This is a genomic window from Acetobacter ghanensis (genome assembly GCF_001499675.1).
GTDB classification, from domain to species: Bacteria; Pseudomonadota; Alphaproteobacteria; order Acetobacterales; family Acetobacteraceae; genus Acetobacter; species Acetobacter ghanensis.
Genome location: NZ_LN609302.1, coordinates 660236 through 675659, shown reverse-complemented (window position 1 = coordinate 675659; position 15424 = coordinate 660236). Strand labels below are relative to the sequence as shown.

General features: G+C 58.4%; 17 protein-coding genes and 1 tRNA gene. 10 read left to right on the top strand and 8 right to left on the bottom strand.

What is annotated here, in order from left to right:
• The first annotated feature begins 33 nt into the window (after window positions 1-33).
• A tRNA-Asp gene (locus AGA_RS03180) sits at window positions 34-110 on the top strand.
• A 119-nt stretch (window positions 111-229) separates the two neighbouring features.
• On the opposite strand, the gene AGA_RS03175 is transcribed toward AGA_RS03180, so the two are convergent.
• Together AGA_RS03175 and AGA_RS03170 are read right to left on the bottom strand one after the other, a co-directional pair.
• The gene (locus AGA_RS03175; RefSeq protein ID WP_059022993.1) at window positions 230-757 is read right to left on the bottom strand and encodes a carboxymuconolactone decarboxylase family protein; all 528 of its coding nucleotides are present in this window, start codon (window positions 755-757) and stop codon (window positions 230-232) included.
• 208 nt (window positions 758-965) lie between these two features.
• The gene (locus tag AGA_RS03170) at window positions 966-1508 is read right to left on the bottom strand and encodes a peroxiredoxin (RefSeq protein ID WP_059022992.1); all 543 of its coding nucleotides are present in this window, start codon (window positions 1506-1508) and stop codon (window positions 966-968) included.
• Between the two features lie 164 nt (window positions 1509-1672).
• On the opposite strand from AGA_RS03170, the gene AGA_RS03165 reads away from it, so the two are divergent.
• From AGA_RS03165 to AGA_RS03155, 3 genes are all read left to right on the top strand, one after another.
• Window positions 1673-2602: a hydrogen peroxide-inducible genes activator gene (locus AGA_RS03165; protein WP_059022991.1), complete on the top strand. Its 930-nt coding sequence runs from the start codon at window positions 1673-1675 to the stop codon at window positions 2600-2602.
• A gap of 165 nt (window positions 2603-2767) precedes the next feature.
• Window positions 2768-2893, top strand: coding sequence for a type B 50S ribosomal protein L36 (ykgO, locus tag AGA_RS03160; RefSeq protein WP_003625637.1), 126 nt, complete (start codon window positions 2768-2770; stop codon window positions 2891-2893).
• 3 nt (window positions 2894-2896) lie between these two features.
• Window positions 2897-3583 carry a tetratricopeptide repeat protein gene (locus tag AGA_RS03155; RefSeq protein ID WP_059022990.1) on the top strand — a complete coding sequence of 229 codons (687 nt, stop codon included), beginning with the start codon at window positions 2897-2899 and terminating at the stop codon, window positions 3581-3583.
• A 6-nt stretch (window positions 3584-3589) separates the two neighbouring features.
• Here the strand turns inward: AGA_RS03155 and AGA_RS03150 are convergent, their stop codons facing one another.
• Together AGA_RS03150 and AGA_RS03145 are read right to left on the bottom strand one after the other, a co-directional pair.
• On the bottom strand, window positions 3590-4489 hold the full coding sequence (locus AGA_RS03150; RefSeq protein ID WP_059022989.1) for a prephenate dehydrogenase/arogenate dehydrogenase family protein: 900 nt from the start codon (window positions 4487-4489) through the stop codon (window positions 3590-3592).
• Between the two features lie 3 nt (window positions 4490-4492).
• A complete protein-coding gene (locus AGA_RS03145; RefSeq protein WP_059022988.1) occupies window positions 4493-5560 on the bottom strand; it encodes a lysylphosphatidylglycerol synthase domain-containing protein in 1068 nt (355 codons plus the stop codon).
• Window positions 5561-5774: 214 nt separating this feature from the next.
• Between AGA_RS03145 and hpnA the strand changes: the two genes are divergently transcribed.
• The 6 genes from hpnA to AGA_RS03115 all read left to right on the top strand — a co-directional run bounded on the left by hpnA (window position 5775) and on the right by AGA_RS03115 (window position 12055).
• Entirely contained in the window at window positions 5775-6770 is a 996-nt protein-coding gene (gene hpnA, locus AGA_RS03140) for a hopanoid-associated sugar epimerase (protein WP_059022987.1), read from the top strand.
• A 14-nt stretch (window positions 6771-6784) separates the two neighbouring features.
• Window positions 6785-7999 carry a glycosyltransferase gene (locus tag AGA_RS03135; RefSeq protein WP_059022986.1) on the top strand — a complete coding sequence of 405 codons (1215 nt, stop codon included), beginning with the start codon at window positions 6785-6787 and terminating at the stop codon, window positions 7997-7999.
• 108 nt (window positions 8000-8107) lie between these two features.
• Complete coding sequence (hpnC, locus tag AGA_RS03130; RefSeq protein ID WP_059022985.1) at window positions 8108-8968, top strand: squalene synthase HpnC; 861 nt, start codon at window positions 8108-8110, stop codon at window positions 8966-8968.
• A gap of 97 nt (window positions 8969-9065) precedes the next feature.
• Entirely contained in the window at window positions 9066-9944 is an 879-nt protein-coding gene (gene hpnD / locus AGA_RS03125) for a presqualene diphosphate synthase HpnD (RefSeq protein ID WP_059024614.1), read from the top strand.
• A 19-nt stretch (window positions 9945-9963) separates the two neighbouring features.
• A complete protein-coding gene (gene hpnE / locus AGA_RS03120) occupies window positions 9964-11262 on the top strand; it encodes a hydroxysqualene dehydroxylase HpnE (RefSeq protein ID WP_059022984.1) in 1299 nt (432 codons plus the stop codon).
• Between the two features lie 79 nt (window positions 11263-11341).
• The gene (locus AGA_RS03115) at window positions 11342-12055 is read left to right on the top strand and encodes a phosphorylase family protein (protein ID WP_059022983.1); all 714 of its coding nucleotides are present in this window, start codon (window positions 11342-11344) and stop codon (window positions 12053-12055) included.
• A 98-nt stretch (window positions 12056-12153) separates the two neighbouring features.
• Here AGA_RS03115 and AGA_RS03110 read toward each other — a convergent pair whose 3' ends face one another.
• The 4 genes from AGA_RS03110 to AGA_RS03095 are packed head-to-tail and all read right to left on the bottom strand — an operon-like array spanning window position 12154 to window position 15340.
• The gene (locus tag AGA_RS03110; RefSeq protein ID WP_172793718.1) at window positions 12154-13668 is read right to left on the bottom strand and encodes an efflux transporter outer membrane subunit; all 1515 of its coding nucleotides are present in this window, start codon (window positions 13666-13668) and stop codon (window positions 12154-12156) included.
• A 22-nt stretch (window positions 13669-13690) separates the two neighbouring features.
• A complete protein-coding gene (locus tag AGA_RS03105; protein ID WP_059022981.1) occupies window positions 13691-14602 on the bottom strand; it encodes a biotin/lipoyl-binding protein in 912 nt (303 codons plus the stop codon).
• 26 nt (window positions 14603-14628) lie between these two features.
• On the bottom strand, window positions 14629-14823 hold the full coding sequence (locus AGA_RS03100) for a DUF1656 domain-containing protein (RefSeq protein WP_059024613.1): 195 nt from the start codon (window positions 14821-14823) through the stop codon (window positions 14629-14631).
• Between the two features lie 22 nt (window positions 14824-14845).
• Window positions 14846-15340: a MarR family winged helix-turn-helix transcriptional regulator gene (locus AGA_RS03095; protein ID WP_059022980.1), complete on the bottom strand. Its 495-nt coding sequence runs from the start codon at window positions 15338-15340 to the stop codon at window positions 14846-14848.
• Window positions 15341-15424: the final 84 nt, after the last annotated feature.

Genomic DNA, 15424 nt, shown 5'->3' with positions numbered 1-15424 from the left:
TACCAACGCACACAACTGGTGAGCGTTGAGAATGCGGGTGTAGCTCAGTTGGTTAGAGCGCCGGCCTGTCACGCCGGAGGTCGCGGGTTCGAGCCCCGTCACTCGCGCCACTTTCCTTTACAATTTAATGGTTTATGAAAGTGGCGCCGAGCGCCCTTCTGTTTTGTAGACAAAGCGCCTCAACCGGCCGTAGGAACGACCGGTTTCACCCCCTCCATCTGAGCAGCATTTAGTTCTGCAATGCGTCCGCACCCTGCAACGTTACAGCAACGGCATGCACCGTAGCCGCAATACGTGCTGCGGTCTGCACAGCAGCGGCACCCAGCGCATCCCGCACGATCTTCTCATGGCTGGTTACGCACAGGTCACACCCATTGATAATGGATACAGCCAGACACCACAGTTCAAAGTCGGCCTTGTCCACACCGGGGTTGCCAATCACGCTCATACGAAGCTGAGCTGGCATTTTGGCATATTCGCCACCAGCCATATGCACAAAACGGTAGTAAATGTTGTTCATACCCATAATGGCATTGGCGGACTGTGCGGCGGCCAACGCCTGTTCGGACAGAACATCGCGGAACTGCTCAACAATCTCACGCGTCACATCATCATTCCGCGCGGCAAGGGCTGAGGCTACAAAGGTACCACCAAGCTGCTGCGGCGTAAGAGAAATATCGCTGGCCAAAGAACCCAGATTCAGGCGCAGGTCCTTGGCATAATCGGGAATACGGTCTTTGAGAGCATCTATAGACATGGCTTTTTTCCGTCTGAATTGTCGTGGGGAAAACGGTGCCAGACCAGTGCGTGGGAACTGGAACACGTAACCGCAGCCCTAAGCGGCACTGTCGGTCGGGGCCAAATGGCCCTTCACATGGTTTTTTGGGGCATGAAGCAGACCGCACAAGGTGCGGCCCGCCACACATCCCCGACCCGCCAAGACGGGCCGGAAGACTTTGTCAGACTCAGACTTTAATAAAGTCTTCGCCCTTCTTCCAGTTGCACGGGCACAGCTCATCGCTCTGCAGGCCGTCCAGAATACGCAGGATTTCCTGCGGGTTACGACCAACGGACAGGTCGTTAACAGACACATGGCGGATAACACCATGGGGATCGACAATGAAGGTGGCGCGCAGGGCAACGCCAGCGTCCTTTGCCATAACGCCCGTGCCTTCGGTCAGCTCACGCTTGATGTCAGCCAGCATCGGGATCGGCAGATCCTTCAGGTCTTCGTGGTGCAGGCGCCAGTTCAGATGCACGAACTCGCTGTCGATGGACACGCCATAAACAACGGCGTCACGATCTGCAAAGTCCTTGGACAGCTTGCCAAAAGCCACGATTTCGGTCGGGCAGACAAAGGTGAAGTCCTTCGGCCAGAAGAACACGATTTTCCACTTGCCCGCATCGGACTTGTCGGAAATCTGAACGAACTCACCCTTCAGGCCTTCCGGCCCACCCGGAACGGCGGTCAGATCGAAGCTAGGAAACTTATCGCCAACGGTCAGCATATGCTTGCTCCTTGTTGTAAGGCACTGTGCCTGACCATCTTGGGTTGGTCAGGCGGTGCAAGTATGTATGGCCCGCCTTTTTCATTTAATCCAATGAATATTTTATATAAGAATAATTGAGTGCATCGATTACCCACGCCACGGTTTTCAGGTAGGACTCGGCCATGCTTCCCCTTCCCTCCGCCCAGCAGCTTCGCTACCTGATCGCTCTTTCCGAATTGCGGCACTTTGGCCGGGCGGCGGCCGCCTGCGCAGTCACCCAGTCCACCCTATCCGCTGGGATTATGACGCTGGAGCGCCAGCTGGATGCCCCATTATTGGACCGCACCGTAGGCAAAAAAGTGGTTTTTACCCCTCTAGGGCATGAAATCGCACTTAAGGCACGGCAGGCTCTGGCTGCGCTGGAAGCGGTCCCTCAACTGGCCGCAGCCGCCCGCACCCCTTTGACCGGCCCGCTACGACTCGGAATTATTCCTACTATTGGCCCGTTTCTCATCCCTCCCACGGTCAAAACATTACGGGAGCATTTTCCACGCCTGCTGTTATCGCTAACGGAAGACACCACCGAACATCTGCTGGAAAAACTCTCCCTTGGGCAGTTGGACATGCTGGTTCTGGCCATGCCCTGCCTGTGTGACGGCACGGAAACCCATCCCCTGTGGCAGGACCCTTTTTGTGTCATCATGCCCGCAAACCACCCATTTGGCGCTCTGGACAGCGTGCCTGCGGAGCGATTGTCCGAATTCAACATGATCATGATGGAAGATGGTCACTGCCTGCGCGAACAAACATTGGCCATCTGCCGCCAAAGCCCCAGCCGCAGCGGCTCGGAAGGCGAAAGTGAACCCACATTTACCGCCATGTCACTCCACAGCATGGTGGAAATGGTGGAGTTGGGGCTGGGAATCGCCATCATGCCCAAACTAGCTATTGATGGTGGCATTCTTGAGAACCGCAATGTCATGGCCCGTCCGCTCGCTGGAGGGGCCACATGGCGCACCATAGGGCTGGCATGGCGGCCCCGTTCCCCCCGTGCTGCGGATTTTGCAACACTGGCCAACACACTGCTCACACTGGCCCCCGACCACGCCTGAAGGGGCCATTATGGGAACCAACGCCCCAAAAACGCATTTCAAAACGCAAAATCAGCAAGAAAAACGCGCAACAAATGCGGGGAATATTGACTCAGACGCACGGGGCCGGTATGTGCCGAGCCAACTTATTCATGCATTGAGCAGCATCGGCGGAGAATACGGGCCATGAAAATCAGAAATAGCCTGAAGTCAGCCAAGGTGCGCGACAAAGACTGCCGTGTGGTTCGTCGTCGTGGCCGGGTTTACGTCATCAACAAAAAGAACCCCCGCATGAAAGCCCGTCAGGGCTAATTGATGGTTGGTCTGGCCCTCAACAAGGGCAAGCTTACCATGACGATCATGCACAGAACCCGTTCCCTCGGCACCCGAAGGAACGGGTTTCTGTTTTATGCCCTCTCTGCTGCGTTGGCGATAACCACTTTTTCCACCGCACAGGCAGACACGGCCCCCACGCCCCCTACACCCCGCACACAAGCCCCTCAGGCAGGGCGTACAGACACAGCCGGGCAGATTGCCATGCTGGTCAAGCTCCTCGCGCAGGCCCAAACGCCAGAAGAAGCGCATAGTGTACAAAGTCAGCTGGATGCCCTCCGCTCCGCCCACCTTTCCCCCACCACACAATTACTGATCCGCCGCGCAGAAAAAGACCTGTCGGCCGAAAAGCCGGATGATGCTGTGGAAGATGTGGGAGACGCCCTTGCTCTCCAGCCAGATCAGGCCGTGCTATGGCGCACCCGGGCCCAGATGCGCCTTGTTGCAGGCAACCTGAAAGGGGCCGTAGCGGATTTGGGAGAAGCCCTGGCGCGGGATCAGGATGATGCCCAGACGTGGAGCCTACTAGCCAGCGTGGAAGAGCACCTGAACGATGGTCAGGCTGCTCTTAAGGCATGGCAGAAAGCTACAACGCTTAACCCCATGCTGGACAGAAGCCACAAGCGGCTCGATTCCCTGCGCATCAAGGCTTTTGGTCAGCCAACCTGAGCAGGCTCAGGCCTGACGATTTTCAATCAGGCTTTTGCGAATCGCACGACCGCGCTCAATCTTGTTCACAATATAATCCGCGTCCCCCCAACGGATGGCCCGGGCCATAGCCTGAGCATCCTCCATAAAGCGACCAAGCATTTCCAACAACGCCTCTCGGTTCGCCAGAAAAATGTCGCGCCACATAATGGGGTCGGAGGCAGCAATACGTGTAAAGTCACGGAACCCGGAAGCCGCCAGATCAAGCACTTCGGACCGAGTCTCCTCCGCTAGATCATCCGCAGTGCCACAAATGGTAAAAGCCAGCAGATGGGGCAGATGGCTGACAATTGCACACACACGATCATGGTGCGCGGGGGTCATTTCCCGCAGGCGCGCCCCGCACCTTGTCCACAAGGTCCGAATCTGTTGCAGGGCTTCTGGTGTTGTGGACTCCAGCGGTGTCAGCAGGCACCAGCGGTTTTCAAACAAATCCACCAGTCCCGCATCCGGGCCTGAAAATTCCGTACCCGCCATAGGGTGCGTTGGCACATAAGCCACATCGGCCCGCAGACTGGGGACTATGGCCTCGGTGACGGAAACCTTGGTGGACCCCACATCTGTCAGCACGGCACCCGGCTTCATGGCGGGCACAACCTGCGCCGCAACCGCGCCCATGGCGCCAACGGGCACACAGAGCATAACGCAGTCCGCCTGTGCTGCTGCGGCGGCGGCATCCGTTGTTACCTCGTCGGCAAACCCCAGTTCCTTCACCCGTGCACACACGGCCGGGCTGCTATCCACGGCAATCAGCCTGCGGGCCAGATTACCATACGCTTTGGCACGACGGAGCACAGAAGAACCGATCAGTCCCGGCCCCACAACAACAAGTGTGTCGAACACGACAGACGGAGTCTCGTCAGTCACGACTCAGCTATCCTTCACCGCATTGGACGAAGCAGAATACATGGCCTCTCCCTTGCCCGCAGCAGGCTGGGAGGAACCATTCCGGCGCAGACCACGCATCTCCATAAACTGCCAGAGAAGCAGAACGGGAATCCCGATCGTGATTTCCCGCCCACGACGCAGCAGGGAAATACCGAGGGATACGGACGGGTCTATGCCAAAGGCATGCCCCAGAGCCATGTAGGCCCCTTCCTGCACACCAAGGCTGCCGGGCACCAGAAACCCGACCGACATAATGGCGCAGGTCACGCCCTCTACCGCCACAGCGCCGGGGAAGGTCAGATGCGCGCCCAGAAAACGCGCCGTCAGCCACAACATGCCAGCGCTCCCCAGCCACCCCAGCAGGTGGTAGCTGGCCGAGCGGCAAATATGCCACGGGCGGCTCCATGCGGCTTCCATACGTTCCTGAAGGTTGTCCGCACCCGCCAGAATGCTGTCCCGCCACTGCGTAGCCAGACTGCGGGTAAACATGCCCCCAAATTTGCGGAACAGGTTGCCGCCATGCGTCTGCGTCCAGATAAAGCCTGCGGTCCCGGCAATAAGGAACAGGGTCCCCCCAACTACTGGCACCACAAACGGGCTGGAACGCTGGTGCGCTACCAGACAGGCCACAGCCAGCAGCACAAACGCCACCTGCCCCATGACCTCTGTTGTAATATCCACAAGGTTGGCGCAGGCCGCCTCTGGCAGTTCCACCTCACGGTCAGTCGCACGATGTACGCCGTGGCCAGAGCAGGTGGCACGAATGCCAATGACAATTCCGCCCACCTGCGAGAATGGCAGGCAGGTTGCAGCAGCATCCCGCACCATGCGGGCCAGCAGCAGACGCACGTAACCAATTTCTGGAAAAGCAGCGTGCCACGCTACGCCCAGAACGCCGTCCACGGCCAACTGGCAGCATACCATAAGCAGAAAGCCGCCCAGACCAATACGCATAACAGCGTGCAAAACGGAATCGAAACCGCTCCACGCCATTGCTGCCGTAACGACCACGAGCCCCAGAAAAGTGAGAAAAACCGTAAGCTTCTTCAAGGCCTCAGCTCTGTCCGCCTGTTACGCTCGCGGCTCCGTCGAGCCCGTGGGCACGATTGAAGCCCGACCGGGCGCATGTGTGAATGTTCCGCCCCCTTACACTACCACGGGGTCTGGCGCCACCTCGGGTGTCAGGATAAAGAAACAGACCAGCCGTTCGGGATTAACGCCCAACACCTGTTTTCTTCAGCCTTCTACCGGGAGCGCATCCTTCATGACTGCTCATACGCTCATAACCGGCGCAACTGGTTTTGTCGGTTCCGCCGTGGCTCGCACACTGCTGGAACGCGGCCATTCCCTGCGCCTGATGGTGCGAGAAGGAAGCGACCGTACGAACATTGCCGACATTCCAGCCGAACTGGTAGAGGGCGACCTCTCCCGGCCGGACACATTTGCGCGTGCGGTGGAAGGATGCCGGTATGTTTTTCATGTCGCAGCCGACTACCGGCTCTGGGTGCCTGACCCCGCCCCCATGATGACCGCCAACGTGGAAGGCACGCGCCTGCTTATGCTGGCAGCCCAGAAGGCAGGCGTGGAGCGGATTGTCTATTGCTCCTCTGTAGCGGCTCTTGGGCTGATTGGGGATGGCACCATTTCGGACGAAAACACGCCGGTGGAAGAACATGCCGTCATTGGCATTTACAAACGCTCCAAATACCGGGCCGAACAGGAAGTCCTGCAACTGGTACGGGACCAAAAGCTGCCTGCCGTCATTGTTAACCCCTCCACCCCCGTTGGCCCGCGCGACATTAAACCCACCCCGACCGGCCAGATGATTCTGGACTGCGCGGCAGGGCGTATGCCCGCCTATGTGGATACGGGCGTCAATATTGTGCATGTGGATGACGTGGCGGAAGGCCATGCACTGGCTCTGGAACGCGGCAGAATTGGCGAAAAATATATTCTGGGGGGCGAGAACTACCTGCTGCGGGACCTGTTTGCCATGGTGTCCGAAATCGCACATGTTCCCCCGCCTAAAATCCGCCTACCGCAGGAGGTCATCTGGCCCGTAGCCATTGCGTCCGAGTGGCTGTCCCGCGCGTTTGGCTTTTCACCCCGCGTCACGCGGGAGATGCTCGCCATGTCCCGCAAAAAAATGTTCTTCTCATCGGAAAAAGCCATTCATGAACTGGGCTACGCTCCCCGCCCGGCCCGCAAGGCGGTGGAAGACGCCATTACATGGTTCCGTAACAACGGTATGCTGAAATAGGAGAGCTGCCCGTCATGATTCTGGCTCTGGCTATTTTGTGCGCCATAATCTGGGCAGGTCTGATTTTCTGCCACGGATACTTCTGGCAGGCAGGCCCAATCCTCCAGCCTGCCAGCATGGCAGAGGCTCCAGCCGACATTGCCCCCGGTGTGACCGTGGTTGTTCCCGCCCGAGATGAGGCGGAATCCATTGAAGTGGCTCTGGGGTCACTTTTGCAACAGGACTACCCAGGCAAGCTCTCGGTCATTCTGGTCAATGACCGCAGCACGGATGCCACAGGCGCACTGGCCAGAGCTCTACCCGACCCCCACAACCGCCTGACCGTGCTGGATGGGGCCAACCCCGAACCGGGCTGGAGCGGCAAACTCTGGGCCGTGGCGCAAGGTGTGGACGAAGCGGAACGGCAAACACCGCACGGCAGCGGCTACATGTTCCTGACCGATGCTGACATCATCCATGCTCCGGCACACATTTCCACCCTTGTTGCCAAAGCACAGGCGGACCGCCTGCACATGGTGTCTGAAATGGTGGAACTGCAGTGCGAGACACTGGCAGAACGGGCGCTGGTGCCCGCCTTTGTGTTCTTTTTTACGCTGCTGTACCCCTTTGCCAAGGTTAACAACCCCAAGGACAAAACAGCCGGAGCAGCAGGAGGCACCATTCTGCTCCGGCGCGATATGCTCCGCCAGATCGGGGGTATTCAGGCGCTTAAGGGCGCATTGATTGATGACTGCACACTGGCCTCATGCGTCAAGCAGGCCGGGGGGCAGCTTTACCTTGGTCACTCCTGTCTGGCCCGCTCCATCCGCCCTTACCCCACAGCCGCCGATATCTGGCGCATGATTGCGCGCACCGCCTATGTGCAGCTCAACTTCTCGCCTCTTCTGCTGGTGCTGACCGTGCTGGCCATGCTGGTGGTCTGGGTTGCCCCTATTGCACTGGCCCTGTTTGCGCATGGCGCGGCGCAGTGGATCGGAGTTGCCGTATGGCTGGTTTCCACCCTGTCCTTTTTACCCACGCTCCGGCGTTTTCGGCTTTCGCCCCTCTGGGCACTGGGACTACCGCTGATTGCAGGGTTTTACACAGCCGCCACAATCGGCTCCGCACTTAACCACCACCGCGGACGTGGCGTGGTATGGAAGGACCGGGCCTATACCGAGGCAATCCCCAACAGCGGGCGCGTCACGCCCTCTCAACCTGAACAGAAAATGCAGGTTCCGGGGCGGTAAGACCTTTTGCCTCCACCCGCCCTCCGGATTAAGGGATAGGCATGGTCGGCGGCCTCATGTAAACACAGGCTGCCCTTAGGGTCCCTTTGATTTGAGCAACGGCATGGCATGACAGACGATACACGCATCTGGGGAAAAGCAGACGTTTCATCCGGCAAGGGTGCTTCTGACGAGAACTTTCCCGTTGGTTCCCTGCTGCTCAGCCGCAAGCTCCGCCCGCATGTACATGCCTATTATGACTATGCCCGCGTCATTGATGATATTGCAGACTGCGAGACCCTCTCGGCCGAAGACAAGATCATCCGGCTGGACGCCATGGAAGACGTGCTGCGTGGGCAGCGCAGCGCCATTAACCGGGCTGATGCGCTAAGTGCAGCCCGCCTGCGTGCCACGCTGCTGCAAACAGGGGTGCCGTTTGAAACCGCCACCGACCTGCTGATCGCTTTCCGTGATGATTCCCGTGGGCATGAATACCGCACATGGGACGACCTGCTGCATTACTGCAAATATTCCGCCAACCCGGTCGGCCGCTTTCTGATCTGCCTGCATGGCGAAGACCCTGCCGCGTTTGGCCCATCGGACGCGCTGTGCACCTCCTTGCAGATTCTGAACCACCTCCAAGACTGCGCCAAAGACCTTGAGCGCCTCAAACGCTGCTACATTCCCTCCGACCTCATGCAACTGGCTGGCACACAGGCGAACGACCTGCTGGATGGCCGGACCAGCCCCGCCATGCGCCGGGTTTTCAATACCTTGCTGGACGGCGTGGATTCACTTAACCAGCAGGCCCGCGCTCTGCCCGCACATATTCGTGACCGCCGCTTCCGTATGGAATGCGCTGCTATTGTGGACCTGGCCCTCAGCCTGACCCAACGTCTGCGGCGCGAAGACCCGCTGGCCGGACGCGTTGCCCTGCGCCGGACGGACGCCATACATGCAGCCATTGCGGCCCTGCGGGCATGGGCATGACCTTCCCGAACGGTGAAAGTTCTGTAAAAAGATATCCGTTCTCTTCAATCTTGACGAATAAACAGGTGAAAAGCGCGTGACAGCCGTAAACATCCAGATGCACGACAAACCGACCCCGCTCGGATGCGATCCTGCTGATCTTGCCTGGGTGGAAAGCACCGTCAAACAGGCGGGCACCTCCTTTGCAGCTGGCATGCGTATTCTGCCACCCATGCGGCGTTACGGCATGTACGCCATCTACGCGTTCTGCCGCGTGGTGGACGATATTGCAGACGGCAACACGCCTCTGGCCGAACGCACCAAAGGACTGGAAGACTGGCACCAGCGCATTGCCGAACTGTATGCGGAACGGGCTTTTCCCCCGGTTGAAGCTCTGGACCGTGTGCTGTTAGCCGCCATCAACTTCTTTTCCCTGCAGCAGGCAGATTTTGATGCCGTGATCGACGGCATGTTGATGGACACCCAGACAGCCCTCGTTGCACCGGACGAAAAAACGCTGGACCTGTACTGTGACCGGGTGGCTTCCGCCGTTGGTCGCCTGTCCGTCCGCATTTTTGGTGACAGCTCAGACAATGGCGACCGCGTTGCCTATCATCTGGGACGGGCTTTGCAGATCACCAATATCCTGCGGGATATTCCTGAGGATGCAGCACGTGGCCGCCTGTATCTGCCAGCCGATCTGCTGGAACGTTTTGATGTGCCCAAGGACCCGGTGCAGGCCCTGTATGCCCCCGGTCTGGAGCAGGTCGCCCGTGTTATGGCCGCCCGTGCGCAGGACCACTTCCGCACCGCATTTGCAACCATGAAAATCTGCCAGCCACGCTCCATGCTGGCAGCACGTATTATGGGCGCGAGCTACGAGTCCATTCTCAAGGCGCTCTGCAAGCGTGGCTGGGGTGCCGCCGTCCTGCGTGATCGGCCGCATACCTCCCTCCTTGGCAAAGCCAAATGGTTTGCCCTTTCCTACACGTCCTAAGAAACGGCAAAAACACGGTATGGCTGGCATTCTGCATATTATTGGCGGCGGCATGGCCGGACTGGCCGCCGCGGTTGACGTAGCCGGTTCTGGCACGCGCGTTATCCTGCATGAAGCAGGACGCTCGTGCGGCGGGCGCGCCCGGTCCTACCATGACCGGCACCTTGACTGCCGAATAGATAATGGCAACCACCTGCTATTATCAGCCAACAGTACGGTTTTCCGCTATCTGGGCATAACAGGTGCGCTCGACACATTAAGTGGACCAGGTGAGCCGATTTTCCCATTTGTGGATCTGGCAGAGGATGCCCGCTGGACGCTTGATCTGTCCCGTGGGCGACTCCCTTTGTGGGTTTTTCAGCCGCACCGCCGCGTGCCGGATATGCGCCTGCCCGAACTGCAAAGCCTATACCGTCTGATTAAAGCAGAGGGGCAGACAACCGTAGCAGATTGCCTGCTCCCCGGCGCTTTTACCCGCAGGCTGCTTGAACCATTTTCCATTTCCGCCCTGAACACCCTGAGTGACGTAGGCAGTGCAGCGCTACTTGGCGCGGTTGTGCGGGAATCCCTTTCTCTCGGTGGTCATGCGTGCGTGCCGTGGTTTGCACGCGATGGTCTTTCCGAATCCCTCGTGGATCCCGCTGTTGCTTATTTGGAGACCATGAATGCCGAGGTGCGCACTCAATCCCGCATTACGGGGCTGGATGTTGCAAAAGGCCGCGTCACCACGCTGCATACGGCGCAGGACAGTATTGCCCTGTCCGAGCATGATAAAGTGATTGTGGCCACCACAGCCCCGGTCGCAGAGGCTCTGCTCAGCCCACATATGGCTGGCCTGATGACCCCCAACGCGTTTGAAAGCATTCTTAACCTGCATTTCCGTTTGGCAGATACACCGCGCCCGCTGGGTTCTTTTGCTCAATGCGGGTTCATGGGTGTTATCGGCGGTGTGACGGAATGGGTATTTTTGCGCGGAAACATTCTCTCCGTCACCGTCAGCGCAGCCAACCGTTACGCCAAGGATGACCACGAGGAACTGGCCCGCACCATCTGGCAGGAACTCCGCCGCGCCTGTGATGCCGTGCTGGAACAGCCTCTGCCAGAAACCCCCGATGCCCAGCGCATTGTGTGGGAAAAGCGTGCAACCTTTGCCGCTACGCCGGAACAGAATCGGCGGAGACCGGGTTCAGCCACGCCACTGGTCAACTTGGCACTGGCAGGCGACTGGACGAATACAGGCCTGCCCGCCACGCTGGAAGGTGCCATGCGCTCCGGTTTGCACGCCGTTCAGGCGCTGGGGCTTAAAATACCGTCCTAAATCGTGCTGGCCGCAGATGCTGGCATATCCCGCCTTTGAAAGCGGCACTCTTTGTCGCGCTGCCTTGGGGTTTTAAGCCATGACGCAACCAGCAACCGCACTCCCCGCTCCCAGCCGTCCGGGTATTCTGGTCGGGCTCAAGGCCGAAGCGCAACTGATCCGAGGTGTATTCCCTCATGCCGCCATTGCGGCAAGCGGAGCAACACGCACCGGAGCACAACGTGAGGCCAATAGGCTGGCAGCATGTGGGGCCGATTGTCTGCTGTCTTTTGGATTGGCTGCTGGGTTGGACCCAAGCCTGCCCCCCGGCACCATTATTATCCCCAATGCAGTCAAAGCCTGGGGGCACGCATACTCCTGCGATGCGACATTGCGCCATATTCTGGGCGGAGATCAGCAAGGCACAGTCAGCGGCCCTTTGCTACACAACGATGACGTTGTGTTGGAAGCACAGCACAAAGCTGAACTGTTTGCCGATGCCCAATGTGCCGCGCTGGACATGGAGAGCGGGTTTCTAGCCCGCGCAGCGCAGGAAGCAGGTCTGCCATTTGCCGTTCTGCGTGTTGTCTGCGACCCGGCGACACGTTCCCTGCCGCCAGTCACAGCGTGCGTGCTCTCCCCGGACGGGGGGCTAAAAATTGGCTTGCTCCTACGCTCCCTCCTCCGCCACCCCTCCCAGATCAGTGGACTTATCAATCTGGGCCGCGATGCAGGATTGGCGCGTAAAGCCATGCTGCACTTCCTGCATCAGCAGGAAAACCGTCCGGCTTTCAGACAGTTTACAAAGGGCTGACCTTTAGCCAGCCCGACAGCCCTTTCCCCAGAGCATAAAAAAAACCCCACCCGGCATTGTGCCGGGCGGGTTTAACAATCACACCAAAAGCCCACGGATTACTGTGTAAAGGCTCTTGCCAGAATATTCTGTGTTTCCAGCGAAACTGGCAGGGTAGAGTTGGTCAAGGCAACGCCTTTCCAACCTGCGCCTAGCGCGGTGTACAAATTAACCGCATCGCGCAGACGTTCCAAACGAGCCAGCGCCTCCATGTTCTGCGCATTCAACGTGGTACGTTCGGTTGTCAGCACTTCCAAAAAGCCGACCAGACCCGCACTATACAATTTACGCGCCCGTTCACTGGCTGTGGCGCTATCTTCCGCGGCTTTATGCAACTGTTCGGCATATTCAATATCATCATGCCACGCCGCCATGGAGTCTTCGACTTCCTTAAACGCCGTCAGAACCGTCTGGCGATACGTCAGGCGCGCTGCTTCTGCCGAGGCCTGTGCTGCGCGGACTTCGGAAGTCATTTTACCACCGTGCATAAGGGGCAGGCTGGCCATAAGCAGGAACTGCCAGCTCATGGCATTAACCTGAAACGCCTGATACATGGCCGAAGCATTGGGGTTAAATGTCAACGGCACCACAAAATGTGGGTAGAGGTTGGCAACCGAAACACCAATCTGTGCTGTCGCGACTGCGTAACGGCGCTCCGCCATACGCACATCTGGCCGATTGGCAATAACAACAGACGGCAGAACAGCCGGGAACTCTGGCACAACAGGAAGAGGACGTGGCTCTTTCAACTCATCTTCCAGTTCACCCGGCATTTTACCCAGCAGAACTGCAATGGCGTGCGTTACCTGAGAAACACGCGTTTTAAGCGGTTCACGCGCAGCAATCTGCGCATCCAGCTCGGCCTGTGCCTGCGCAATCTGCAGGGTGTTGCCCACCCCTTCCAGATACAGCTTGTTGGTCAGATCCACGGCATCCTTGGCAACACGGATGTTGTCTGTTGCAATCTGGATCTGCAACTGCGTCACGCGCAGCAACATGTAGTCCGATGCCAACTCGGACAGAAGGCCCATGAGCACGGCCCGGCGGGCTTCAATTGTCGCCTCGACCGCATGTTCACGCGCCTGCACGTCCCGCCGGATACGCCCGAACATATCCAACTCCCACGATGCAGTGGCACCATAGGTCAACATTGTCGCTTCTGGCCGGTTCGCCGGATTACCCGGACGCAGTGGCCAGTTATCAATGTTCAGGGAGTAGCGGACATCCCCGCCCCCCATGTTGGCATCCATCTGCGGGTACCATTGCGCTGCGGAACGGTCACGCATGGCACGTTCGGCTAGAATACGCTGCCCTGCAATTTGCAGATCATAGTTACCCTTGATGGCATCCTGCACAAGGCGGGAGAGCATCGGGTCCTTGAACAGGGACCACCACTCAACCATTTCCTTGTTCGTGCGCTCAATCTCTTCCGGAGTAGCAACGTGCTCCTCCGCTGCCTCCTTGAACTGGGCTGGCAACTTCATACGGTCGGGCTGGTAATTGGGCCCAACGGTACAGGCGGAGAGCAACATGCTTGTCGCAGCACATAACCCGAGGTAGCGGCGCGCCTTCATGCGTTTCATCCTTGGCCCACGCTCAGAGATGATCTTGCAGCCAGGTCGTCAGCTTACCCCTGCGCCCGGATGGTTCTGGCCCAACGCTGACTGTCGCCGTCATACCAGCGGCCAGCGTGACGCTATCGGGCACATGGTCAAGGTGGATACGCACTGGAATACGCTGCGCCAGACGCACCCATGTAAAGATCGGGTTTACGTCCTGCAGGCCAAGTTTATCCGGCGTTCCGTTGGTATCGTTAATACCGCGTGCAATGCTGACCACGTGGCCTGTCAGAATGGGTTTGTAGCCCATAAGTTTGACACGAGCGACATCGCCCACGTGCACGCCCCACATCTTGGTTTCTTCAAAATACCCGTAAACCCAGTAGGAATCAGCATCAATAACAGCCATGCGCGCCTGACTGGCAGCCGCATAATCCCCCACCCGCAGGTTAAGGTTGGTCACATAACCATTAACGGGAGAATAAAGAACCGAACGCTGCAGGTTCAGCTTGGCCACATCCAACGCAGCTCTGGCGGCGTCCACGGCGGCAATCTGGGTTGCCACATTGGAGTTGAACACTTCCTGCTCTTCGGCCGACACAATGCCACCCAGACCCATACGGCGCCGCGCGTCATTCCGTTTAAGCTTCAGGTCTTCCAATGCGCCATCCAACCGGGCCTGTGCCTCGCGGATGGCCAGACGGAAGCGAACCGGGTCCAGCACAAAGAGCGGGTCGCCCTTGTGCACAAACTGGTTATCCACCACCGGAATCTGGACCACGGTCCCGGCGACTTCCGGTGCCACATCGACCACGTAAACACGCACGCGCCCGTCACGGGTCCAGGGGGCGATCATATAGACGTTCCAGAGAGTGATCCCCAGAACAATCGCAAGAGAGACGACCGCCAGGGTCAGAACAACTCGTATCAGGGTGCGCAAAAGGGGCATTGCAGAGACTCAAAAGCCTTTTCAGGTCAGACGTAGAGGATCAGCAGACAAAGAATGCAGACGTAAAGCGAAACTTCAAACAGCGCGATGTGCCAGAACCAGCCCAGCAGGCCGCTCCACCACAACGCAAAGCGAATACACATGGTAATGGGGAGTGCTGCTAGCGCATACACAACAATAGGCGCCATAAAGACACCGAAAAGATTGAATTCCGTCAGCATGATACCGCCTTGGACACCAGCATTATCGTGCATCCCTCTTTTCCGCGTCGGCACTCTCTTTGTGGGCCTGCGCGGCCTGCTCCACCCGGTCGAGAACACCACAGCATTCTTCCAACTCCGGGTCGGACACACCAGCCGTCAGCCGCGCCGTAACCTGATCGGCCACACGGCTGACCAGTGCAGCTACCTGCCGCCCCTGTGATGTAATGCTGACAAGCTTGGACCGTCGGTCTTCCTCATCCGTCTCACGCACAACATAGCCGCGCTTTTCCAGCACATCCAGAAGCCGCACCAATGAAGGGGCCTCCAGCGAGAGAGAACGGGCCAGATCGGTCTGGCGCATGGAGGAAGATGAAAAGTTGAGATAATAAATGGGCCGCCACGTGGCGTCGGTCAGGCCGAACACCCGCAAATCGGCGTCAATTTCCCGTCGCCACATGGACGCAAGTCGAGCCAGCCGGTAACCGAATGACCGGCGGGTCTCGTTGGCCACAACAGGATTATGCTCTCGTTCCATTCACTGCTCACACTAGCGAGCATACAAAAAATTTGCACGCTCACAAAAGACTGACGCCATCATTTACAGAAACAATCCAGCGCG

Coding starts and splice junctions, on each gene's coding strand:
- AGA_RS03155 (WP_059022990.1), top strand. CDS start 2,897: ATGGTTGGTCTGGCCCTCAACAAGGGCAAGCTTACCATGACGATCATG.
- AGA_RS03175 (WP_059022993.1), bottom strand. CDS start 757: ATGTCTATAGATGCTCTCAAAGACCGTATTCCCGATTATGCCAAGGAC.
- AGA_RS03100 (WP_059024613.1), bottom strand. CDS start 14,823: ATGCTGACGGAATTCAATCTTTTCGGTGTCTTTATGGCGCCTATTGTT.
- AGA_RS03170 (WP_059022992.1), bottom strand. CDS start 1,508: ATGCTGACCGTTGGCGATAAGTTTCCTAGCTTCGATCTGACCGCCGTT.
- hpnD (WP_059024614.1), top strand. CDS start 9,066: ATGCACGACAAACCGACCCCGCTCGGATGCGATCCTGCTGATCTTGCC.
- AGA_RS03115 (WP_059022983.1), top strand. CDS start 11,342: ATGACGCAACCAGCAACCGCACTCCCCGCTCCCAGCCGTCCGGGTATT.
- AGA_RS03105 (WP_059022981.1), bottom strand. CDS start 14,602: ATGCCCCTTTTGCGCACCCTGATACGAGTTGTTCTGACCCTGGCGGTC.
- AGA_RS03110 (WP_172793718.1), bottom strand. CDS start 13,668: ATGAAGGCGCGCCGCTACCTCGGGTTATGTGCTGCGACAAGCATGTTG.
- hpnC (WP_059022985.1), top strand. CDS start 8,108: ATGACAGACGATACACGCATCTGGGGAAAAGCAGACGTTTCATCCGGC.
- AGA_RS03165 (WP_059022991.1), top strand. CDS start 1,673: ATGCTTCCCCTTCCCTCCGCCCAGCAGCTTCGCTACCTGATCGCTCTT.
- AGA_RS03095 (WP_059022980.1), bottom strand. CDS start 15,340: ATGGAACGAGAGCATAATCCTGTTGTGGCCAACGAGACCCGCCGGTCA.
- hpnA (WP_059022987.1), top strand. CDS start 5,775: ATGACTGCTCATACGCTCATAACCGGCGCAACTGGTTTTGTCGGTTCC.
- hpnE (WP_059022984.1), top strand. CDS start 9,964: ATGGCTGGCATTCTGCATATTATTGGCGGCGGCATGGCCGGACTGGCC.
- AGA_RS03135 (WP_059022986.1), top strand. CDS start 6,785: ATGATTCTGGCTCTGGCTATTTTGTGCGCCATAATCTGGGCAGGTCTG.
- ykgO (WP_003625637.1), top strand. CDS start 2,768: ATGAAAATCAGAAATAGCCTGAAGTCAGCCAAGGTGCGCGACAAAGAC.